Source organism: Agromyces sp. NPDC029043 (genome assembly GCF_055564615.1).
This window is the reverse complement of sequence record NZ_JBVHVX010000003.1, coordinates 153,418-174,610: the sequence shown is the minus strand read 5'-3', so window position 1 is coordinate 174,610 and position 21,193 is coordinate 153,418. Positions and strand designations below refer to the sequence as shown.

At 72.8% G+C, this 21,193-nt stretch carries 16 protein-coding genes and 1 tRNA gene; 10 read left to right on the top strand and 7 right to left on the bottom strand.

Annotated elements, in window-relative coordinates; all coding sequences use genetic code 11:
* The first annotated feature begins 188 nt into the window (after nucleotides 1-188).
* From ACZ4TW_RS06120 to ACZ4TW_RS06095, 6 genes are all read left to right on the top strand, one after another.
* Entirely contained in the window at nucleotides 189-3,851 is a 3,663-nt protein-coding gene (locus ACZ4TW_RS06120) for an SCO7613 C-terminal domain-containing membrane protein (protein ID WP_465541179.1), read from the top strand.
* A gap of 76 nt (nucleotides 3,852-3,927) precedes the next feature.
* Nucleotides 3,928-3,998 (top strand) — tRNA-Gly (locus tag ACZ4TW_RS06115).
* Nucleotides 3,999-4,157: 159 nt separating this feature from the next.
* Nucleotides 4,158-4,547, top strand: coding sequence for a hypothetical protein (locus tag ACZ4TW_RS06110; RefSeq protein WP_465541177.1), 390 nt, complete (start codon nucleotides 4,158-4,160; stop codon nucleotides 4,545-4,547).
* A 44-nt stretch (nucleotides 4,548-4,591) separates the two neighbouring features.
* Nucleotides 4,592-5,452 (top strand): alpha/beta fold hydrolase, encoded by an 861-nt coding sequence (locus tag ACZ4TW_RS06105; protein WP_465541175.1) that lies wholly within the window; start codon nucleotides 4,592-4,594, stop codon nucleotides 5,450-5,452.
* Between the two features lie 111 nt (nucleotides 5,453-5,563).
* Nucleotides 5,564-6,082, top strand: a complete 519-nt coding sequence (locus ACZ4TW_RS06100) for a Dps family protein (protein ID WP_465541173.1) — start codon at nucleotides 5,564-5,566, stop codon at nucleotides 6,080-6,082.
* 61 nt (nucleotides 6,083-6,143) lie between these two features.
* Nucleotides 6,144-6,860, top strand: a complete 717-nt coding sequence (locus ACZ4TW_RS06095; RefSeq protein WP_465541171.1) for a hypothetical protein — start codon at nucleotides 6,144-6,146, stop codon at nucleotides 6,858-6,860.
* Nucleotides 6,861-6,899: 39 nt separating this feature from the next.
* Here ACZ4TW_RS06095 and ACZ4TW_RS06090 read toward each other — a convergent pair whose 3' ends face one another.
* The 7 genes from ACZ4TW_RS06090 to ACZ4TW_RS06060 form a co-directional block, all read right to left on the bottom strand.
* Nucleotides 6,900-7,562, bottom strand: coding sequence for a response regulator (locus ACZ4TW_RS06090; RefSeq protein WP_465541169.1), 663 nt, complete (start codon nucleotides 7,560-7,562; stop codon nucleotides 6,900-6,902).
* Nucleotides 7,559-8,977 carry a sensor histidine kinase gene (locus tag ACZ4TW_RS06085; RefSeq protein WP_465541167.1) on the bottom strand — a complete coding sequence of 473 codons (1,419 nt, stop codon included), beginning with the start codon at nucleotides 8,975-8,977 and terminating at the stop codon, nucleotides 7,559-7,561. Before ACZ4TW_RS06085 ends, ACZ4TW_RS06090 begins: the two co-directional genes overlap by 4 nt.
* A complete protein-coding gene (locus ACZ4TW_RS06080; RefSeq protein WP_465541165.1) occupies nucleotides 8,964-10,523 on the bottom strand; it encodes a multicopper oxidase family protein in 1,560 nt (519 codons plus the stop codon). Before ACZ4TW_RS06080 ends, ACZ4TW_RS06085 begins: the two co-directional genes overlap by 14 nt.
* Nucleotides 10,524-10,632: 109 nt before the next feature.
* On the bottom strand, nucleotides 10,633-12,153 hold the full coding sequence (locus ACZ4TW_RS06075; protein WP_465541163.1) for an amidohydrolase: 1,521 nt from the start codon (nucleotides 12,151-12,153) through the stop codon (nucleotides 10,633-10,635).
* Nucleotides 12,150-12,794 (bottom strand): FMN-binding negative transcriptional regulator, encoded by a 645-nt coding sequence (locus ACZ4TW_RS06070; protein ID WP_465541162.1) that lies wholly within the window; start codon nucleotides 12,792-12,794, stop codon nucleotides 12,150-12,152. Before ACZ4TW_RS06070 ends, ACZ4TW_RS06075 begins: the two co-directional genes overlap by 4 nt.
* Nucleotides 12,795-12,807: 13 nt before the next feature.
* Nucleotides 12,808-13,812 (bottom strand): Fpg/Nei family DNA glycosylase, encoded by a 1,005-nt coding sequence (locus tag ACZ4TW_RS06065; protein WP_465541160.1) that lies wholly within the window; start codon nucleotides 13,810-13,812, stop codon nucleotides 12,808-12,810.
* Nucleotides 13,813-13,818: 6 nt separating this feature from the next.
* A complete protein-coding gene (locus ACZ4TW_RS06060; protein WP_465541158.1) occupies nucleotides 13,819-14,337 on the bottom strand; it encodes a ribose-5-phosphate isomerase in 519 nt (172 codons plus the stop codon).
* A 125-nt stretch (nucleotides 14,338-14,462) separates the two neighbouring features.
* Here ACZ4TW_RS06060 and pepN (ACZ4TW_RS06055) point away from each other — a divergent pair, with 125 nt between their 5' ends.
* The 4 genes from pepN (ACZ4TW_RS06055) (at nucleotide 14,463) to ACZ4TW_RS06040 (ending at nucleotide 21,178) form a co-directional block, all read left to right on the top strand.
* Nucleotides 14,463-17,015, top strand: coding sequence for an aminopeptidase N (pepN, locus tag ACZ4TW_RS06055; RefSeq protein ID WP_465541156.1), 2,553 nt, complete (start codon nucleotides 14,463-14,465; stop codon nucleotides 17,013-17,015).
* Nucleotides 17,016-17,017: 2 nt separating this feature from the next.
* Entirely contained in the window at nucleotides 17,018-19,585 is a 2,568-nt protein-coding gene (pepN, locus tag ACZ4TW_RS06050; protein ID WP_465541154.1) for an aminopeptidase N, read from the top strand.
* Nucleotides 19,586-19,658: 73 nt separating this feature from the next.
* Nucleotides 19,659-20,792, top strand: a complete 1,134-nt coding sequence (locus ACZ4TW_RS06045; protein ID WP_465541152.1) for a mechanosensitive ion channel family protein — start codon at nucleotides 19,659-19,661, stop codon at nucleotides 20,790-20,792.
* Entirely contained in the window at nucleotides 20,789-21,178 is a 390-nt protein-coding gene (locus ACZ4TW_RS06040; protein ID WP_465541150.1) for a globin, read from the top strand. Before ACZ4TW_RS06045 ends, ACZ4TW_RS06040 begins: the two co-directional genes overlap by 4 nt.
* Nucleotides 21,179-21,193 lie beyond the last annotated feature (15 nt).

The window sequence follows — 21,193 nt, the reverse complement described above, 5'->3', positions numbered from 1 at the left end:
TCGCCGGCTGACTCGCCGGTCCGGCGTGTCGGCGCGCCGGAGCACGACGAAGCACGGATGGACCCGGGAAAGTCTACTGCACGCGCCGCGGCGCGCCCCGCCGCGGACCCGTCCGCGGTGCGCCTGTGGACGGACGCCTCGGTGTGGACACCGAGGCCGAGCCGGTCGCGCCATGTCAGAGTGAGCCCATGAGCGCCCCGCCCCGCTTCGCAGCGCCCGATCTCCGCCGCTGGCCGAGTGATCCGTCACTCCTCGTCGACTCCACTCGCTGCCCGGCCTGCTTCGCACCGCTCGCCCGTGCCGCCTGCGATACCTGCGGCCTCCGGCTCGACGTGCCCGCGGCCGGCGAGCTGCTCGCCGCCGGTGCGCGGGTGCGCGATGCCGAGCTCGAGCGACAGGGACTCCTCACCCGGATGCGCGTCGATCAGGCGGCGCGCGCCGCGGCGTCTGCGGCGGCCGCCGCCTCACCGGCTCCGCCCCCGCCGCCTCCGTCGGTCCCGCCGGCGTCCCCGCCGCCGTCGACTGGTGAGGCGACGGCGAGCCGTCCGGTCCGCTCGGGTGTCCAAGTGCTCCTGCTCACGCTCGGTGTCGTGCTGCTCTCGGTCGCCGCCGTCGTCTTCCTCCTCGTGGCCTACCTCGTCGCGACCCTTGAGGTGCGGTCCGCGATCACCGCGGTCGTGAGCCTCCTCGTTCTCGGTCTCGCCTGGTTCCTCCGCACCCGTCGACTGCCGGGCACAGCCGAGGGGGTCGCGGCCGTGGCGGTGGTGCTGCTCGTGCTCGACGTGTGGATCGTCCGCGAGAACGACCTGTTCGGCACCGGACGACTCGACGTCGCCGGGTACTGGGGTGCGGCGCTCCTCGTCGTCACGGCCGTGCTGGCCGGTGCGCGGGCGGCGAGCGGCGTCCGCGTGCCCGGGCTCGCCGCCGCGGCGCTGGCGCCGGTCGGCGTGTTCCTCGTCGCGTACGGCGCCGCACCCGACGACGAGGTCGGCACGGCCGCGTGGCTCGGCGGCATCGCGATGCTCGCGGCGGGCGCGCTCTCCCAGATCGCGCGACCGTCGGTCGAGCGCGTGATCGTGCTCTCGGCGGGCGCGACCGGTGGCGCGATCGCCCTCGCCGCCGCGGTGTGGGCGCTTCCCGACGTGTCGTGGAACGCCGCGTGGACGTTCGCCGCGGTGGGCGTGGCGTGGCTCGCGCTGCTCGGCGCTCGCTTGCGGGCGACCGGCCGGGCGATCGATCCCTGGTCGCTCCTGGCCGTCCTCGCATCGGGCGTCGCGTTCGCGCTGGCGCCGGCGATCGGAGCCGCGCTCGAACTCGAGCGCGGGGTCGCCGTCTGGGCGGCACCGTCCGGTGCCGCCGCCGTGGCATGCGTCGTCGCGGGTATCGCACGCGGGCGTCGGGCCGCGGTCCGCCGCCTCGCCGAGCGCGCATTCCTCGCCGCCGCGATCGTGTCCGCCGTCGTCGCGATACCGGCGCTGATGGCGCCGGTCGGCTTCGCCTCCGACCTCCCTGGAGCCGTCTCGTCGGGTTGGCAGGCCGACGCGACCGCCCTGCGGCAACCGTGGGCCGGGGTCGCATCGGAGGACGATCGCCTCGGGGCGGTTCTGGCCCCGATCGCACTGTGCGTGGCCGCCGTGATCGCGTTCGCGCTCCTCGGGCGGCTCCGCAGCCTCGCCGCGCTTCCGCTCGCGCTGGCGTTCGACGCGGCCCTGGCGGTCGCCGCGGTCGCGCCGACCCTCCTGTCGGCGGTGGTCGTGCTCGTCGCGATGGCCGCGTCGGGGCTCGCGCTGGCCTCGATCCCCGTCGTGCGCTCCCTTCCCGGTGCCCTGATCGTGCTCGCCGCATTCGGGCTGACCGGAGCGGTCACCGCGTGGGTGCTCGCGCACGCGAGCACCGCGCTGTGGTGGTGGGCCGTACCGAGCCTCCTCCTGCTCGCGATCGCCGGCCGACTCGTCACGGGCCGTGTGTGGACGTCGGGGACGGCGCGCACGGTCGGACCGCTGCACGTCGTCGCGGCGACGCTCATCGTGGTCGTGGGCGCGTTCGCCCTCGCGGACTGGGCTGCCGCGGCGGGCCGGCCGCTGGGCGAGCCGTGGGACTCCGGGATCTTCCTCGCGGGCCTGGCGAGCGCCCTGCTCCTGGGCGTATCGGCGCTGCTCCCCGCCCTGCCGCGGGCCGACCGGCTCGCCATGGCGGTGCCCGCGTTCGGCGCGGCCGCGGTGTCGACGTCGATCCTGTCGGCGACCCTCGTGGAGCCGCTCGGCTGGCTCCCGCCGTTCGCGTTCGCCGCCGCGGGCGTCGCCTGGCTCCGCTCGTCGCTCATGCCGATGCGGTGCGCCGCGGCGGCGGCGGTGCCCTTCGCGCTGGGGTTCAGTGCGAGTGGGCTGGCGGTCCAGTTCGGCGAGCCGGAATCCGTCGGCTACGCGCTCGCCGGTACGGCCGTGCTGGCGTCGGTCCTCGCCCACGGGATCGCTCCCGAGGATCGGGTGGCCCGGCGCGCATGGAGCGCATCGGCCCTCCTCCTCGCGGTCGCCGTCGTCCTCGTCGCGTTCGTCCCGTGGCTCGCGCCCGACGCGACCTGGCTCGTCCTGCTCCTCCTGGCGCCCGTGCCGGTACTCCTCGCCGCCCTCGACGGCGACCCCATCGGCGGCACGGCCCCCAGCCGGCACCTGGCATGGGCGAGCCCGGCGCTCGCCGTCGGCAGCGCGTGGGCCTGGTTCGGCGGCGACGAGGTCGACGACGTCGAGGCGTACACGCTGCCCCTCGCGGCGGCGCTGCTCGCGAGCGGTGCGCTGATCGCGTGGCGACGCGCCGCGTCCGCCGACGCCGTGCCGGGGCGTACGACCCTGCTCGCCTCCGCGGCGGCCGTCGCCGTGCTGCCGAGCGTCGCGAACGCCGGGCAGTCCGAGCTGCGCACCCTGGTGCTGGCCGCCGCCGGCGCGATCGTGGTCGTCGCCGGCCTCTTCCTGCCCGAAGCGGTGCGGGGAGTGCCGCTCCGGCTCCTCGTGGTGTCGACCGGCTGGGCGTCGATCACCGGTGCGGCCATGGTGCGTGGTGCCGCGATCGCGGTCGGCGAGCCGAGTCGCCTCGTCGTCGAGTTCTGGCCCATGGCGGCGCTCGCGGTCGGCGCGTTCGCCGCGACCGCCTGGGCTCGGACGGGTTCGCGGCCCAGCCGCCTGGCCGAGTGGGCGCTCGCGACGACCGTGACCACGTCAGCGATCCCGACGGTGATCGCCGCCGTCGACGACCGTCACGCGCTCTTCCGAACCGGTGTGCTGATGTCGGCCCTGGCGGCGCTGCACATCGCGAACGCCGCGACCCGGGCCCGCCCGGTGGGCGGACCCGTGATGCGGTGGACGAGCCTCGGCGTCGCCGTGCTCGCGGGAGCGGTCGTCCTCGGTGCGGGCACGGTGGAGCCGTTCGACGTGATCACCGTCCCGGTCGCCGCCGCACTCATCGGAGCCGGGTCCGTGAGGATGCGGCGGGATCCGAGGGTCGGGAGCTGGCCTGCGCTCGGTCCCGGTCTGGCCGTCCTCCTCGTGCCGGCACTGGTCGCCGACTGGACGGAGCCCGAGCTGTGGCGACTCGTCGCACTCGGCGTCGCCGCGGTCGTCGCCGTCGTCGCCGGGGCCGCCCTGCGGCTTCAGGCGCCGCTGCTCCTCGGCGGCACCGTCCTCCTTGCCCACGCGGTCGCCCAGCTCTGGCCGTGGATCAGCCGGCTCTACGAGGCGGTCTGGTGGTGGCTGTGGCTGGGCATCGCCGGAGCGCTCCTCGTCGCGGTCGCCGCGACCTATGAGCGGCAGCTGCGTCTCGCGCACGGCATCGCCCGAACGATCGCGGGCCTCCGGTAGCCCGGCTCGACGGCTCGTCCGGCGCGACCGAGCGGCGGCCGTGTACTACGATGATCGGGTGCCCGCGAGGGTGCTCGGGGATGTAGCTCAATGGCAGAGCCTCAGTCTTCCAAACTGATGGTGCGGGTTCGATTCCCGTCATCCCCTCCGAAGATCTGCCGGCTGACCGGGCTTTTTCCGCGATGAATGCCGCGCCGGCCCCCGCTCGATTCGACCGGATCGCTCCTCGTCGGCCGGGGCCTGTCGTCGCGCTTCCGGAGTACGCTGGTCGCACCAGCTGGCACCGTGGCCTCGAGGGGGTTCGTCATGGGTGCAACACGGTCGGAACGGACGCGGCTCATCGCCGACCTGGCGTGGCTCGGCGGCCTGATCCAGGTCGCCCTCGGCACGGCGCTGCTCGCAGGCCCCGAACCGCCGATCATCGCCGCCTCGCTCGCGATCGTCGGTGGCGCGGCCGTGATGCTGGCCGGCACGCTCGTCTTCTTCAATGCGCGGGCCTCATTCTCGGTGGCGACGGTGGCCTTCGTGCTCTCGTTCGGCGCCGCCGCATATGGCGCCTGGGTGGCCGCGCCATACTGGCGCGGTGCGCTCATCGCCGGGGCGCTGGCGCTGTGCGGCCTGATCGTCGAATGGACCCAGCGACGGCCCGGGCCGGCCGCCGCACCGTCCGGACCTCGCAGGGAGTGGGGCGCATGACCTCCGGCTCGAACACGCGATCCGGGTCACGCCATCGTTCACGCATGCACCCGAGCAAGCCGGAGTCTCGCTTGGCCGGGCGCTGGACCGAGGTCGACGGTCTCGAGGTGTTCTACCGCGAGTCCCCCAACCCGCCCGATGCCCCGACGATGATGCACGTGCACGGGTTCGGCCTGTCAGGCCGCTACCTGCTCCCCACCGCGGAGCTGCTGGCAGACGAGTTCCATACCCTCGTCCCCGATCTCCCGGGGTTCGGCCGGAGCCAGGGCGCCGCGAACGGGCTCGACGTCCCCGACCTCGCGCGCGCGGCTGCGAGGTTCCTCGACGACCGCGGGGTCGAGAAGGCGACCCTGGTCGGGAACTCGATGGGGTGCCCGGTCATCACGGAATTCGCCCGCCTCCATCCCGAGCGCCTCGAACGCGCGGTGCTCGTCTCACCGGCCGGCGGCATGTACAACCAGCCGCTCCGCCGCGCGATCGCACAGCTCACGCGCGACGGTCCGCGCGAGCCCACCCGGATGGTCGGGGTCGCCGCCCCCGACTACCTCCGCTTCGGCGTGCCGAGCACGCTCAAGATGTTCCGCGCGCTGACTCAGTACCCGTCGCTCGACCGGTTGCTCGAACTGCAGATCCCGACGCTGGTGGTGATCGGCGATCGCGATCCGCTGATGCCGCCGCCCAGCCGGGTGCACCAGGTCGCGGCGATGACCGACTCGCACGTGCTCCTGGTCGGCATCCGCGGCGCGGCGCACGCGATCAACTTCAGCCATCCCGGCGAACTCGCCCACGTCATCCGCCAGTTCATGGCCGACCGCGAGATCACCGACGACCCCGAGTCGCCCGGCGTCGCCCGAGTCGTCGAGATCCACCGCGGCACGCACCATCCGCGACCCTCGCGCGACTGAGTCGATCACGGCACGAGGTCAACCCCCTGCGAATCCGGCGGGAAACGCCGCGCCGCCCGGGTCGGGCGGCGTAGCGTGGCACCGTCACGTCATCGAGTGGAAGGGGACCACATGACCGACTCCAAGACGGCATCCAAGACCGCGTCGCGCAAGCCCAAGGCGCCGATGAAGGGTGCGGACCCCGAGGTCGCCTCGGGGGTCTCGCAGTTCTTCACCCCGATGGTCCACGAGCTCACCGCGCTCGCCCTCAACGGCAAGCAGGCGCACTGGAACGTGCGGGGCCGCGACTTCCTCGAGGTGCACGAGTTCCTCGACGTCGTCGTCGAGCACGCACAGGAGTGGGCCGATCTCGCCGCCGAGCGGGTCGTCGCGCTCGGGCTGCCGATCGACGCGCGGCTGGCGACCATCGCGAAGGAGAGCGACGCCGTGAACCCGTCGGCGGGCTTCAAGCAGTCCGACGAGACCATCGCCGACGTCGTCGCGCAGATCGATGTCGCGACCGAGAAGGTCAACGCGGCGATCGAGGGCCTTGAGGAGCTCGACCCCACCAGCCAGGACGTCGCGATCGAGATCCGGCGCGGCCTCGACAAGGACCGCTGGTTCCTCGCCGCGCACGTGAGCGTGAAGTAGCGGGGACCGCCTCGCCGCCCGATTGCTGCGGCGGCCACGGGCCCGGGTGCACAATGCCGGTATGGCGGATGCGCCCGGGCCCGACCCGTCCCCGCCGGCATCCGGCGACGCACCGGGCGCCGGGCGGCTCACCGATGCGCAGCGAGCGCTCCGCGCCCAGCTGCTCGCGACCGAGCACTGGAGCCTGCTCGCGTCGCGCAGCACCACCCAGGGCGAGGTGCTCACCCGCATCGCGATCTTCCTCACGGTGGTGTCGGCGGGACTCATCGGTCTGGGCATCCTCGGCAATGCGACCGAGTTCCGCGGATGGTTCGGGGCGGCGGCCCTCGGCGTCCTGTTCCTGCTGCTCCTGCTCGGCCTGATCACGATGCTGCGCGCCTACAACACGGCGACCGAGGACCTCATGTACGTCCTCGCGATGAACCGGCTCCGCGCCGCGTACCTCGACCTCGACCCGGGGCTCGCGCCGTATCTCATGACGTCGCCGTTCGACGACATGCCGGGAGCGGATGTCACGTACCACGCGTTCTTCCCCCGGCCGAGGACGCAGATCCTCGGCAGTTCCATGATGATCATCACGGTCGTGGAGTCGGCGGTCGCCGGCCTGTTCGCGGGCGGCGTCGCGTCCGCGTTCGACGCTCCCGTGTGGGTCTCGGTGGCGGTGGGCGTCGTCGCCGGCGTGGCGGCGTTCACGTGGATGCTGCGGCGCGGCTACCGGCTGTACCGGCGCGCGTGGCGCCAGCACACGCCGTACCGCCGCACGCCGCCGACCGCGTAGGCCGGTCCGGCGTCGGCGTGGCGCGGTCGATCCGCCGCCCTATCGCCGGAGCCAGGCGAGCACGGCGAGCACCCGCCGATGGTCGGTGCCGGAGTCCTCGAGCCCGAGCTTCTGGAAGATCGAGGTGACGTTCTTCTCGACTGCGCCGACGCCGATGAACAGCTGGGACGCGATCCCGGCATTGGTGCGACCCTCGGCCATGAGCTCGAGCACCTCGCGCTCGCGCGGCGTGAGCGCCGCGAGCGGGTCGCCACGCCGGGAGAGCAGCTCGCGCACGACCTGCGGGTCGAGCACGGTGCCGCCGTCGCGGACGCGCAGCACGGCGTCCTGCAGATCTTCCAGCGAGGCGACGCGATCCTTCAAGAGGTAGCCCATCCCGCCCTCCGCCGACGAGAGCAGCTCATGCGCGTACGTGCCCTCGACGTACTGGCTGAGCAGCAGCACCCCGAGACCCGGCGCGCGGCGTCGGAGCTCGATCGCAGCGCGGACGCCCTCGTCGCGGAACGTCGGCGGCATGCGCACGTCGAGCACCGCGACATCGGGCGCCGCCCGCTCGAGGTCGGCCAGCAGGGCATCGGCATCGCCGTAGGCGCCGACCGTCTCGAAGCCCGCCTCGTCGAAGAGGCGCACGAGCCCCTCGCGCAGCAGCATCGAGTCCTCGGCGAGCACGACGCGAACCGGGGGCGCTGACTGGTCGGTCACGCGCCCACCCTAGCGGCCGGGACGTAGGGGAAGTGAGCGCCGATCACGGTGGGGCCGCCGGCCGGGCTCTCCACGACGAGCATCCCGCCGAGGCCGCGGACGCGCTCGTCGAGGCCGGCGAGCCCGTGCCCGGCCACCGGCGCTGCGCCGCCGTGACCGTTGTCGGTGACCCAGAGGTCGAGCCAGTGACCCGACGCGCCGGTGTCGCGCGTCGCGAGCCGGAGCCGGATGGCGGTCGCGCCCGAGTGCTTCACGGCGTTGGTGAGCAGCTCGGCGGCGATGAAGTAGGCGTTCCGCTCGATCGCGGCGGGCAGCCCGTCGTCGGTCGGCACCTCGAGCTCGAGGATGACCGGCACGGGGCTCCGGCCGGCGAGCGACTCGAGCGCGCTCGCGAGGCCGCGGTCCTGCAGAAGGGGCGGCGCGAAGCCACGCGAGAGCGCCCGCAGCTCGTCGAGCGTGTCCCGCGCCTGGTCGCGCGCCTCGCCGAGCAGCACGCGCGCCGCGTCGGGGTCGGCATCGAGCTTGCGCTCGATCGCGGCGAGGTCCATCTGCAGTCGCACGAGCCGCTGCTGGGGGCCGTCGTGGATGTCCCGCTCGAGGCGGCGCAGCGCGGCGTCCTCGGCCTGCACGGCCGCACCGCGGGAAGCCGCGAGCTGCTGCACCTGGCGCTCGAGCGCCTCCGAACGCCATGCGCCGAGCATGCCGCGCCCGACCTGGTCATGGATCCAGGTGAGCCCGGCCGTCACGAGCGGAAGCGTCAGCAGGAAGACGGCTCCGAGCACGAGCTGGGCGATCGACTCGACGACCATCGGATCGACGTCGACGGCCGCCGAGCCGCCCGGCCAGATGCGGTCGAGCACCCACTCGAGCGGGAAGACGTCGCGGCCGCCGACGGGAAGGAACATCGCCCAGAACCAGTACGTGACCCCGCCGAGCCCGACCGCGAGCCACACGACCGTGACGGTCCAGCTGAACAGCGTCACAATGGGCGCGACGATCATGCCGTGCAGCAGGTACAGCCAGTAGTGGCCGTCGACGAATGGCGCGAAGAACGCCCGCCAGGGCCCCTCGCCGGCGGGCGACGCCGCCTCCCAGTTCGGCCGGCGGATCTCGGGGCGCCCCGCCCAGCCGAGGCGCACGAGCTCCAGCGTGCCGAATCCGCGCGCCGTGTAGAGCGCGGCCACCACGAACACGAGGCCGACGACGATCACGAGCAGGCTCGCGCCCGTCGAGAACAGGGTGACGAGCACCGTGAACCCCACGATCGCGATCGGGAAGCCGAGGAGCAGGTAGCCGAGCTCGCGCGGCACCGCGGCCCAGAGGCCGCCGTACCCGCGTCGGCGTGGCCGGGTGGCCTCGGTCACTGGTTCGGTCGGGCGGGCCGCGCCCGCGCTCATCGCGTCAGTGGTGGTCATGGTCGTTCGTCTCCTCGGTCATCGTCGCACGCTGACCGGGTTCGACGACGGCGAACTGGCCCATCATCCCCTGGTCCTCGTGCCACAGCAGGTGGCAGTGGTACATGTACGGCGTGTCCGGGTCGGCGAAGTCGTCGAACCCCAGGATCAGCTCGTACCTGGTCTCGGGCCGGGCGAAGATCGTGTCCTTCCAGCCGGCGAGCTCGGGCGGCGGCGGGGCGCCGTCGATCGACGCGACGCGGAACTGCACGTCGTGCACATGGAAGCTGTGGGGCATCTCGCTGACGTTCTCCACGACCCAGCGCTCGGTCGTGCCGACCTCGACGATGTGGTCGATGCGGTCCAGGCGCATCGGCTCGCCGTCGATCTGGAAGCCGTCGAGCGTGAAGGTCCGCGTCGTCGCGATGCCGTCGGTCGCGACCGGCGGCACGTCGGCGAGCCGGTCGGGCAGGGTGGGCGCAGGGTCCAGCACGTCGGCGGCGCGCAGCTCGAGCACGTCGAACGCGTCGACTCCGCCGTTCATCCCGGCGATCACCGGTTGCAGGCCGGATGCCTCGGGCGTCATGACCGACTGCAGCGTGACGCGACCGCCCGGCGTCATCCGCACGAGCACTTCGGCCCGCTCGCCGGGCGACAGCATGACCCGGTCGAGTTCGACGGATGCCTCGAGCAGGCCGCCGTCGGTCGCGATGAGCTCGATCGGCCGGCCGTCGCTCCATCCGAACGCGTAGCTGCGCGCGGTCGACGCGTTGAGCAGCCGCAAGCGCACGAGCTCGTCGCGGACGTCGGCGTGCGGGCCGCGAACGCCGTTCACGAGCAGCTCGTCGCCGAGCCGTCCGGCGAAGGCCTGCGCCGCGGTCTCGAGGCGGCCGTCGTCGGTGAACGCGGCATCCTGCACGATCACCGGCAGGTCGTCCACGCCGTACTCGCGCGGGAGCGGCAGCGCCGCCTCCGCATCGTCCCGTACGAGGACGAGGCCGGCGAGACCGCGGGCGACGTGCTCCTCGGTGTCGCCGTGCGGATGCGGGTGGTACCAGAGTGTCGCGGCGGGCTGATCGACGGTCCATTCGGGCGACCACAGGTCGCCCGGCTCGACCATCTGGTGGGGCCCACCGTCCATCTCGGCGGGCAGGTGCATGCCGTGCCAGTGCACGGTGGTGGGCTCGTCGAGGGCGTTCGCGACGTCGACGCGCATGCGCTCCCCCCGCTCGGCGACGAGCGTCGGGCCGAGGTAGGAGCCGTTGAAGCCCCACGTGTCGCTCCCGACTCCCGGCGCGAACTCGGTCGTTCCGGCCTGCGCCTCGAGTGCGAAGACGCGCGTGCCGTCGGCGTCGACGGTCGAGTCGGCGAGCGGCGGCACGGGCAGCGGCGTGTCGAAGTCGACCTCGCCGACGGTGTCGACGCGGGCCGGACCGGCGAGGCCGCACCCGGCGAACGCGACGGCGACGAGCGCGCCGGAGGCGATGACGCCGAGCGCGACCGCCGTTGCGCGGGGACGTCGGACGGCGGCGCGATCGCGACGCTCGTGGCGTGGTTCGGTGATCATGCCTCGAGCCTTCCGGCGCCGGCGTCCCCGCCCCAGCCGGTGGGCAGCCCGATCGGAACGGGGGTCTGCCCCCGATCCGGCGGGGGTCGGCCGGAAGGACCGCTCGCCCTCAGCGGGCGTCGTGCGTCGCGCGGCCGCCGAGGAGCGTGAGCGCCACGGGCATCCGGCGCAGCTCGTCGGCGGAAGCTGCGAGCGGGTCGCGTTCGACCACGGCGAGATCGGCAGCGAGTCCCTCCCGAACCTCGGCCCCGGCGCCGTCGGTCGAGGCGGCGAGCGCGATGCGGGCGTCGACGGCCTGCTCCGGATGCCACGGCTCGCGGCCGTCGCGCGTGCGGCCGACGGCGGCGGCGATCGCGATCCAGGGGTCGAGCTTCGCGACGGGCGCGTCGGAGCCGAGGGCGAGCTGGACGCCCGCCTCGGCGAGGTCGCGGAGCATGAAGGCCCGATCGGTGCGGCCGGCCCAATACCGTTCGGCGATGTCGCGGTCGTCCATGGCGTGCTCGGGTTGCACGCTCGCGACGACGCCGAGCCGGGCGAACCGGGCGACGTCGTCGCGGCGGAGCAGTTGCGCGTGCTCGATCGCCGCCCGGCCGCGCCATCCGCTCGGCAGCACCGCCTCGAGGGCGTCGAGTGCGCGCTCGTTGGCACGGTCGCCGATGGCGTGCACGGCGGGGTCGAGGCCGATCTCGCCGGCGCGGCGCAGGTGCGGCACGAGCTCGTCGTACGGCACGTTGGCGACGCCGTACGGGTGTTCGTCGGCTGCGAGGCCCGGGTAGGGGTCGACGCACCAGGCGGTGCGGGTGTTGAGCGACCCGTCGGTGATGACCTTGTAGCCGCCGACGCGCACGAGCCCGCCGGTGTGCGGAAGCGGCTCGCCCGTGCGGAGCCCGGCCTCGGCCGCGCGCTCCAGGTGCTGGGTGTAGACGCCGAAGCGCACGCGCAGCGCGTCGAACCCGCCGGCGGCGCGACGCGCCCAGTCGTCGCGGTTCCAGCGCATCTCGTAGTCGACCACCCCGACGACGCCGCGAGCCGCGGCGGCGCGAGCGGCGTCGGCGACCCACGCGTCGAGCACCTCGTCGGCGACGTCGTCGAGTTCGCGCACGAGGCGGAAGCAGTCGTCCTCGCGGAGCACGCCGCTCGCCCCTGCCCGGTCGAGCAGGCCGTGCCGACGCGCCGCGGCCGAGTTGACCCAGCACGAGTGCAGGTCGCCCGAGACCAGCACGACGGGTACGTCGCCCGTCGCCGAATCGAGCAGGTCGATGCGCTGCCGGTCGGGCCAGAGCCCGTCGCGGTAGCCCATGCCGATCACCTCGGCGGCGCCGCCCCGCACCGCGGCGGCGACGAGCTCCGCGGCGTGCGCCGCCGACGACACGTCGGCGAGGTCGATCCGGCGCGCGGCCATCGCCCACTGCGCCATGTGCACGTGCCGGTCCCAGAGGCCCGGAACGATCCACCGGCCGTCGAGGTCGATGCGCTCGGTTCCGGATGCCGCGGCAGGCGAGGCCGGCGGCGCGATCGCGCGCACGACCCCGCCCTCGACGTGCACGTCGACGGGAGCGTCGCCGCCGGGAAGGCGGACGCCGGCGAGCACGAGCGCGGCGGCCGGCGCCGCGCCATCCGACCCGCTCACCCGCGTGCCGCCCGCAGGGCGTCGTGCGTGCGCCGCATCTCGGCGGCGAGCGCGGGGCTCGCGTACGGGCCGTCGCCCTCGAGCTCGGCGATGATGCGGTCGACGGTCTCGGCCGGACGGTTCTGGCTCATCTTGTTCTTCGCGACGAAGCGGGTGACGGGGATGCGCAACCCGACGGTGCCCGCCGAGATGCGCTCGGCGTACGCCGCGTTCTCGGGAGTGGAGCGCATGCCGCGCGGCTCGGGCATCCGCTGCTCGAAGTGGTCGACGAGCGCCTCGAGCACCCGCAGGTTCTCGTCGGGTTCGAGCAGCTCGGGCGTGCCGTGGAGGTGCGCGGTCACGAAGTTCCACGTCGGCACGGCGGGGTTCGCGTCGTACCAGCCCGGCGAGATGTAGCCGTGCGGTCCCTGCACGATGACGAGCACCTCGTGTCGCCCGAGCTCGTGCACCTGCTCGTCGGGGCGGCCGACGTGCGTCAGCAGCACGATGCCGTCGGCCGTCTCGTCGAGCAGCACCGGGTAGTGGGAGGCCACGAGTCCCGCGGCATCCGTCATGCTCACGATCGTCGCCCACGGGTGCTCGCGGATCAGACGCTTGACGCCCTCCTCGCTCGCCAGCGTGAAGCTCGGGTTCTGTCTCATGCCGCTTCCGTTCCTAGGCCTGGCAGTAGGGGCACCAGTACAGCTTGCGGGCGCCCATCTCCTCCATGACGATGTTCGTGCCGCACACGCGGCACGGAAGTCCCTCGCGCTTGTACACCCAGTGCCGGTCGGCGCGATTCGCCATCGCCGCGCGCCACGCCTCGTCGTCGAGGTCGTCCATGGTCATCATCTGGCCCGTCTCGACGCCGATGCGCAGCAGCGTCGCCCAGTCGCGCCAGAGGTGCCGGACGTGCTCCTCGGGCACGAGCCTGCCGGGCGTGTGCGGGTTCTGCCTCGCGCGGAACAGCAGCTCGGCGCGGTAGACGTTGCCGATGCCCGAGACGACGTTCTGGTCCATCAGGAGCAGGCCGATGGGCGTGGGCTTGCGGCGCACGACGCTCGTGAAGCGCTCCTCGGCGGCGGCGCCGTCGTCGATGAGCGGATCGGGGCCGAGCCTGCCGACCACCGCCTCGACCTGCGCGGGGTCGAGCACCTCGCACGCGGTCGGGCCGCGCAGGTCGGCCACGACCGTCTCGGTGAGCAGGCGCACGCGCACCTGCCCGACCGGCTCGGGCGGGAAGGCCTCGACGCCGTCCTGCTCGCGTTCGGACTCCGACATGCGCAGTCGTGCGCGCCGCGGTGCCCCGATCGAACGGAGCGAGTTCTCGCCGGCGGTGTCGTGCACGACCGCGTCGGGGTTGGGGCCGCCGAGGAAGGTGCCCTTCTGGTTCGTCTGGCCCATTCGGCCGTTCGACGACGCGATCGTGGCATCCATCAGGATGTCGCCCGCGAAGTCCCACGCCCCGTACATGCCGAGGTGCACGCGCAGCCACCGGTCGCCCTCGAAGCCGAGGAACATCTGCTTGCCGACGGCGCGCGCATCCGTCATGCGCCGCCCGTCGAGATCGGCCGCGCCCTCGGCGAACCGGCCCTGCGGGCTCGAGGCGCGCACGACGTGGCCGACGAAGTTGCGCTCGAACTGCCGGGTGATGCGGTGGACGGAATGGCCCTCGGGCACCGGCGCCTACTCCCCTGCTGGGGCCTCGGCCGGCGCCTCGACATCGACGCCCTTGCCCGCGATGTCGCCAGTGCTCTCGTACTCGGCGAGCTGCGCGATGCGCCGCGCATGCCGCTCGTCGCCCGAGAACGGCTCGGCGATGAAGGCGTCGATGTAGCGGATGGCCTCTTCGACCGTGTGCTGTCGCGCGCCGATCGAGATGACGTTCGCGTCGTTGTGCTGGCGCGCGAGGATCGCGGTGTCCATGCTCCAGACGAGTGCGGCGCGGATGCCGGCCACCTTGTTCGCGGCGATCTGCTCGCCGTTGCCCGAGCCGCCGAACACCACGCCCAGCGTGCGGACGCCCGCGGCCTGGTCGCGCGCCACGGCGAGCGCCGCGTTGATGCAGAAGGCCGGGTAGTCGTCGAGCGGGTCGTACTCGGTGGGCCCGTGGTCGACCACCTCGTGGCCGCCGTTGGCCAGGTGCGCCTGCAGCGTCCGGCTGAACTCGAGGCCGGCGTGATCGGTCGCGATGTGGATGCGCATGGGGCAAGTCTAGGGAGCGCCGACCCCCTCCCGAGCCGGATGACGCGGGGCTAGGCTGATCGGGTTGCCCGCGCCACGAACGCGGGCCGACGCATCCGTTCGCCGCCGATCGCATGGAGACCCGAGTGCCTGGAGAGAACCTCACCCGCATCGAAGCCGAGGAGCGTGCCGCGCTCGTCACGGTGCACGACTACGACGTCCGCCTCGACGTCACGACGGGTCCGGAGGTGTTCCGCTCCGAGACGACCGTGCGGTTCGCCGCCCGCGAGGGCGCGTCGACGTTCATCGACGCGATCACGGCGGCCGTGCACTCGGTGACGCTGAACGGCGAGTCGCTCGACCCGGCCGAGGTGAGCGACGGCGTGCGCGTCCGGCTGCCGAACCTGAAGGGCGAGAACGAGCTGACGGTCGTCGCCGACGGCCGGTACATGCACACGGGCGAGGGCCTGCACCGGTTCGTCGACCCGGTCGACGACGAGGTGTACCTCTACACGCAGTTCGAGGTGCCCGACTCGCGCCGCATGTACGCGGTGTTCGAGCAGCCCGACCTCAAGGCGGCGTTCCGGTTCACGGTCACCGCGCCGGCGCACTGGCAGGTCGTGTCGAACTCGCCGACGCCCGAGCCGATCGACGCCCACGAGGGCGCGAAGACGTGGTCGTTCGAGCCGACCCCGCGCATCTCGAGCTACATCACCGCGCTCATCGCGGGCCCGTACGACGTCGTGCGCGACGAGCTCACGAGCGCCGACGGCCGCGTGATCCCGCTCGGGGTGTTCGCCCGCAAGAGCCTGTCCGAGTACCTCGACGCCGACTACATCTTCGAGAAGACCAAGCAGGGCTTCGAGTACTTCGAGGCGAAGTTCGGCGTGCCGTACCCGTTCGCCAAGTACGACCAGCTGTTCGTGCCCGAGTACAACGCGGGCGCGATGGAGAATGCGGGCGCGGTCACCTTCACCGAGTTCTACGTGTTCCGTTCGAAGGTGACGGATGCGGTGAAGGAGCGCCGCGTCGTCACGATCCTGCACGAACTCGCCCACATGTGGTTCGGCGACCTCGTCACGATGAAGTGGTGGAACGACCTCTGGCTGAACGAGTCGTTCGCCGAGTGGGCCTCGACCATCGCGACCGCCGAGGCCACCGAGTGGCACGGCGCATGGACCACGTTCAACGCGATGGAGAAGAGCTGGGCCTACCGCCAGGACCAGCTGCCGTCGACGCACCCCATCGTCGCCGAGATCCGCGACCTGGAAGACGTGCTCGTCAACTTCGACGGCATCACGTACGCCAAGGGCGGCTCGGTGCTCAAGCAGCTCGCGGCGTGGGTCGGCGTCGACGCGTTCTTCGCCGGCGTCTCGGCGTACTTCCGGAAGCACGCATGGGGCAACACGACCCTGGCCGACCTGCTCGCCGAGCTCGAGGCCGCCAGCGGCCGCGACCTCTCCGACTGGTCCGGGCTCTGGCTCGAGACCGCCGGCGTGAACACGCTGCGTCCCGAGTTCGAGACCGACGACGAGGGCCGCATCACGGCGTTCGCGGTGCTGCAGACCGCGGTCGAGGAGCATCCGACGATTCGCCCGCATCGCCTCGCGATCGGGTTCTACACCCTGCAGGAGGGCAAGCTCGTGCGCGACCGGCGCGTCGAGCTCGACGTCGACGGGGAGCGCACCGAGGTGGCCGAGCTCGTCGGCCTCACCCGGCCCGACCTCGTGCTGCTCAACGACGACGACCTGGCGTACGCGAAGATCCGCCTCGACGCGGCCTCGCACGGCGTGGCGCTCGCGAACCTGTCCGAGATCGACGACTCGCTGGCGCGCGCGCTCGTGTGGGGGTCGGTGTGGGATGCCACGCGCGACGCCGAGACGCGTGCGAGCGATTACCTCGCGCTCGTGCTGGGCAACATCGCCAGTGAGACCGAGTCGACGACGCTGCGCATCGTGCTCGCGAACGCGATCCTCGCCGCGAGCGCCTACGTCGACCCGGCCCGCCGCGCCGACGCCCTCCGCCGACTGGCCGACGCGTTCTGGGAGCTCTCGGGCCAGGCCGAGCCGGGAAGCGACGCGCAGTTCCAGTTCGTGAAGTCGTTCGCCGCGATCGCCGAGCACGGCACCCGCCAGGACGACCTCCTCGCGCTCTACAACGGCGACCTGTCGCTCGACGGCCTCGCCGTCGACACCGACCTCGGCTGGGAGCTGCTCGTCGCGCTGGCCGCGGCCGGCCGCGCCGGCGACGAGGAGATCGACGCGCGCCTGGCCACCGACGACACCGTCACCGGCCGCGAGGCCGCCGCGAAGGCTCGTGCCGCGATCCCCACGCTCGAGGCGAAGGAGCGTGCCTGGGCGTCGATCGTCGACGTCGACACGGCGTCGAACTCGATCGTGCGCGACACCGCCGCCGGGTTCCTGCGCGCCGCCGACCCGACGCTGCTCGAGGCGTTCGTCGAGCGCTACTTCGGCCTGCTCGAGCGCATCTGGGAGGAGCGCAGCTACGCGATCGCCGAGAAGCTCGTCGACGGCCTCTACCCGTCGCCGCTTGCGAACGCCGCACTGGCCCGATCGAGCCGCGGATGGCTCGACGCCCACCCCGACGCCCCGCCCGCGCTGCGCCGCCTCGTGGTCGAGAGCCTCGCCGGCGTCGACCGGGCGATCGCCGCGCAGCAGCGCGACGCGCAGGAGGCGTGAGCATGGCGCGAGCAGAGCTCACGCGTCTCGAGGCCGAGGAGCGTGCGGCGCTCGTCGGCGCGCCCACCTACGAGGTGACGCTCGACCTGACCGGCGACGACGGGCGCTTCCGCTCCGAGACCCTCGTGCGATTCACGTCGACGCCGGGCGCGTCGACGTTCATCGAGTCGACGACGGCCGAGCTGCACGAGGTGACCCTGAACGGGGTCGCCCTCGACGCGGCATCCGTGTCGGACGGGCACCGCATCGCGCTCGCCGGCCTCGCCGCCGAGAACGAGCTCCGCGTCGTGTCGACGCGCGAGTACACCAACACGGGTGAGGGCCTGCACCGGTTCGTCGACCCCGTCGACGGCGAGACGTACCTCTACACCGAGTTCGCGGTCGCCGAGGCGAACCGCGTCTACGCGGTCTTCGACCAGCCCGACCTGAAGGCATCGGTGCGGTTCACGATCACCGCACCCGACCACTGGGTCGTGCTGAGCAACGCCCCGTCGCCCGAGCCGGCGCCGGACGCGGCATCCGGCACCGCCACCTGGGCGTTCGAGACCGGGCCGGTGATCTCGAGCTACATCGTCGCGATCATCGCGGGCCCGTACGCGTCGTGGCAGGCCTCGGCCACGAGCCGCGACGGCCGCGACGTGCCGCTCGGCGTCTTCACGCGCCGCTCGCTCGCGCAGTACGCCGAGCCCGACGTCATGTTCGAGCTGGTGCGCGACGGGCTCGCGTTCTACGAGGCGGCGTTCGACGTGCCCTACCCCTACGGGAAGTACGACCAGATCTTCGTGCCCGAGTACAACTGGGGCGCGATGGAGAACGTCGGCGCGGTCACGTTCAACGAGTCGTACCTGTTCCGGTCGCGGGTCTCCGACGCGCGTCGTGAGCAGCGCGCGATCGTCGTGCTGCACGAGCTCAGCCACATGTGGTTCGGCAACTCGGTGACCATGAAGTGGTGGAACGACCTCTGGCTGAACGAGTCGTTCGCCACGTGGGCCTCGACCCTCGCGACCTCGCAGGTCACCGAGTTCGCCGACGTGTGGGCGACGTTCGCCACCGACGAGAAGACGCACGCCGCCGAGCAGGACCAGTTGCCGTCGACGCACCCGATCGTCGCCGAGATCGAGCGGCTCGGCGACGTCGAGGTGAACTTCGACGCGATCACCTACGACAAGGGTGCCTCGGTGCTCAAGCAGCTCGTCGCGTGGGTCGGGCTCGACGCGTTCCAGCGGGGCGTCGGTGCGTACCTCGCGAAGCACGGCGGCGGCAACGCGACGCTCGCCGACCTGCTCGCCGAGCTCGAGGCGGCCAGCGGCCGCGACCTCGCCGAGTGGTCGGCGAAGTGGCTCGAGACGGCCGGCGTGAACACCCTGCGCCTCATGGTGGAGACGGATGCCGCGGGGCTGATCGCCTCCGCGCGCGTCGAGCAGTCCGCGGCCGCGTCGCACCCGACGCTGCGGCCGCACCGGCTCGCGATCGGCGCGTACGACGACGTCGACGGCCGCCTCCGGCGCGTGCACCGCGTCGAGCTCGACGTCGACGGGCCGTCCACCGACGTGCCCGGCCTCGTGGGCCTCGCGCGCCCCGCGCTGCTGCTCGTGAACGACGACGACCTCACGTACGCCAAGGTGCGGCTCGACGAGGGCTCGTTCCGGGTCGCCCGCGATCACCTCGCCGAGATCGCCGATCCCGTGGCGCGCGCCGTGATCCTCGGCTCCGCATGGGACGGCGTGCGCGACGCCGAGCTGCCCGCGTCCGACTTCGTCCGCCTGGTCGTGTCGAGCGTCGGGCACGAGACGCAGTCCGCCGCTCGCGGCCTCGCCCTCGCCCGCCTCGAGGTCGCGGTCGGCCGCTACCTCGCCGACGACCACCGGGACCGTCTCGCCGAGGAGGCCGCGGATGCGGTCTGGGCGCTCGCCGAACTGGCGGAGGCCGGATCCGACGCGCAGCTCCAGTTCGTCAAGGCGTTCACGCGGCTCGCATGCGTGCCCGCGCACGCCGACGTGCTCGCCGCCCTCCGCTCGGGCGAGGCGCGCCTCGACGGGCTCGAGATCGACCTCGACCTGCGGTGGGAGATCACGATCGCTCGCGCCGCGCTGGGCGCGGCCGACGACGAGGAGATCGGCGTCTCGCTCGCCGACGACGACACGGCGAAGGGGCGCCAGCTCGCCGAGACCGCGCGCGCCGCGCGGCCCGACCAGGCGGTGAAGGATGCCGCGTGGCGGCGCGTCGCGACCGACGCGACCCTGTCGAACGACGTCGCCCGGGCGATCGCCGACGGCTGGCAGCGCACGATCGACCCGACCCTGCTCGCCGGGTCCGTCGACGACTACCTCGGCATGCTCGAGCGCGTGTGGTCGGAGCGCAGCTTCACGATGGCGTCGCTCATCGTGCGCCGGCTCTTCCCGGCGCCCGTGGTCGACGCCGAGCTCGCCCGCCGCACCCGCGCGTGGCTCGACGCCCACGCCGAGCCCGCGCCGCTGCACCGCCTCGTCGCCGAACAGCTGTCCGAGCTCGAGCGCGCGCTCGCGGCCCGCGATCGCGACGCGGCGGCCGTCCGCGACGCCGCCGCCTGACCCTCCCGCGATCGGCGGGGGACGGAGCGCACGTCCAGCCCCCGCCGATCCGCGCTCAGTACACTGCTGGATCATGCGTCCGTTCGAAGAACCCGTCCCCGAACAGATCGACATCTCCACTCAGCTCGACGCGTTCTGGGCGACCCCGTGGGGCATCATCCTCTCGAACGTGATCCAGGTCGTGCTGATCATCGTCATCGCGCTCATCATCCGCTGGCTCCTTCACTTCGCGATCCGGCGCACGGTCAACCAGATCGTGTCGGGCGTGAAGCGCAAGCAGGATGTCACGGACACGCAGGCACTCGCCGCCTCGCCGCTGGCTGCCGTGCGCGTCGTGCAGCGCACGCGCACCCTCGGGTCGGTGCTGACGAACATCGTCAACGTCACCCTGTTCGTGGTGGTGCTGCTCGCCGTCGTCGGCGTCCTCGCGCCCAACGTGCTCGGCTCGTTCACGCTCCTGTCCGCCGCCATCGGCGCCGGCCTCGGCTTCGGCGCGCAGAACATCGTCAAGGATGCGCTCAACGGGCTCTTCATGGTCGTCGAGGACCAGCTCGGCGTGGGTGACATCGTCGACCTCGGGTTCGCGACCGGCATCGTCGAGGAGGTCCGCATCCGCGTGACGAGCGTGCGCGACGTCAACGGCACGCTCTGGTTCGTCCGCAACGGCGAGATCCTGCGCGTCGGCAACATGTCGCAGGGCTGGGCGCGGGTCATCATCGACCTCGCGGTACCCTACGAGGCCGACATCGACGAGGTCGAGGCGACCCTGCTGCGCACCGCCACCGAGATGGCGCAGGCCGGCAAGTGGCGCTCCCGCATCCTCGAGAAGCCCGAGGTGTGGGGCCTCGAGTCCATCTCGGCCGACGCGATGGTCATCCGCGTCGTCATGAAGGTGCGCACCTCGTCGAAGGACGACGTCGCCCGCGAGCTGCGCGTGCGCCTGAAGCGGGCGACCGACCAGATGGACCTCAAGCTGCCCAGCCTGTCGAGCGTCGTGCTCTCCGGCTTCGACGGCGTCACGCGCGTGAAGGGCGCGAAGCCGCCGAAGACCTCCCCGAGCACGGTCGTCGAGACCGCCCCGCCGTCCAAGCGCTCGCTGCGCGCCAAGCGGGCCGCCGCGTCGATCAGCGGTGCGGGCAGCGTGCCCGACACGAAGAAGGCGGCGGCGGATGGCGCATCCGACGCCGGATCGAAGGACACCCCGTGACACTTCCCTCCCCCAGCTTCTACGACGAGGTCGGCGGTCGCGACACGTTCGTGCGGCTCGTGCACGAGTTCTACCGCGGGGTGGCCGACGACCCGGTCCTGCGCCCGATGTACCCCGAGGAGGACCTCGGGCCCGCGGAGGACCGGCTGCGCATGTTCCTCGAGCAGTACTGGGGCGGCCCGACGACCTACAGTGCCGAGCGCGGCCACCCGCGCCTGCGGATGCGGCACCTGCCGTTCAAGGTCAACCCCGATGCCCGGGACCGCTGGCTCGCCCACATGCGCGCCGCGGTCGACACGCTCGAGCTCTCGCCGATCGCCGAGGCCACGCTGTGGGACTATCTCCAGCGGGCCGCCTTCGCGATGGTCAACACCTTCGAGGAGTAGGCCGCCACCCGAACC

Bases quoted from the DNA above. Each gene is read 5' to 3' on its own strand.
- ACZ4TW_RS06120 (WP_465541179.1), top strand. From the start codon at position 189: ATGAGCGCCCCGCCCCGCTTCGCAGCGCCCGATCTCCGCCGCTGGCCG.
- ACZ4TW_RS06110 (WP_465541177.1), top strand. From the start codon at position 4,158: ATGGGTGCAACACGGTCGGAACGGACGCGGCTCATCGCCGACCTGGCG.
- ACZ4TW_RS06105 (WP_465541175.1), top strand. From the start codon at position 4,592: ATGCACCCGAGCAAGCCGGAGTCTCGCTTGGCCGGGCGCTGGACCGAG.
- ACZ4TW_RS06100 (WP_465541173.1), top strand. From the start codon at position 5,564: ATGACCGACTCCAAGACGGCATCCAAGACCGCGTCGCGCAAGCCCAAG.
- ACZ4TW_RS06095 (WP_465541171.1), top strand. From the start codon at position 6,144: ATGGCGGATGCGCCCGGGCCCGACCCGTCCCCGCCGGCATCCGGCGAC.
- ACZ4TW_RS06085 (WP_465541167.1), bottom strand. From the start codon at position 8,977: ATGACCACCACTGACGCGATGAGCGCGGGCGCGGCCCGCCCGACCGAA.
- ACZ4TW_RS06080 (WP_465541165.1), bottom strand. From the start codon at position 10,523: ATGATCACCGAACCACGCCACGAGCGTCGCGATCGCGCCGCCGTCCGA.
- ACZ4TW_RS06070 (WP_465541162.1), bottom strand. From the start codon at position 12,794: ATGAGACAGAACCCGAGCTTCACGCTGGCGAGCGAGGAGGGCGTCAAG.
- ACZ4TW_RS06060 (WP_465541158.1), bottom strand. From the start codon at position 14,337: ATGCGCATCCACATCGCGACCGATCACGCCGGCCTCGAGTTCAGCCGG.
- pepN (WP_465541154.1), top strand. From the start codon at position 17,018: ATGGCGCGAGCAGAGCTCACGCGTCTCGAGGCCGAGGAGCGTGCGGCG.
- ACZ4TW_RS06045 (WP_465541152.1), top strand. From the start codon at position 19,659: ATGCGTCCGTTCGAAGAACCCGTCCCCGAACAGATCGACATCTCCACT.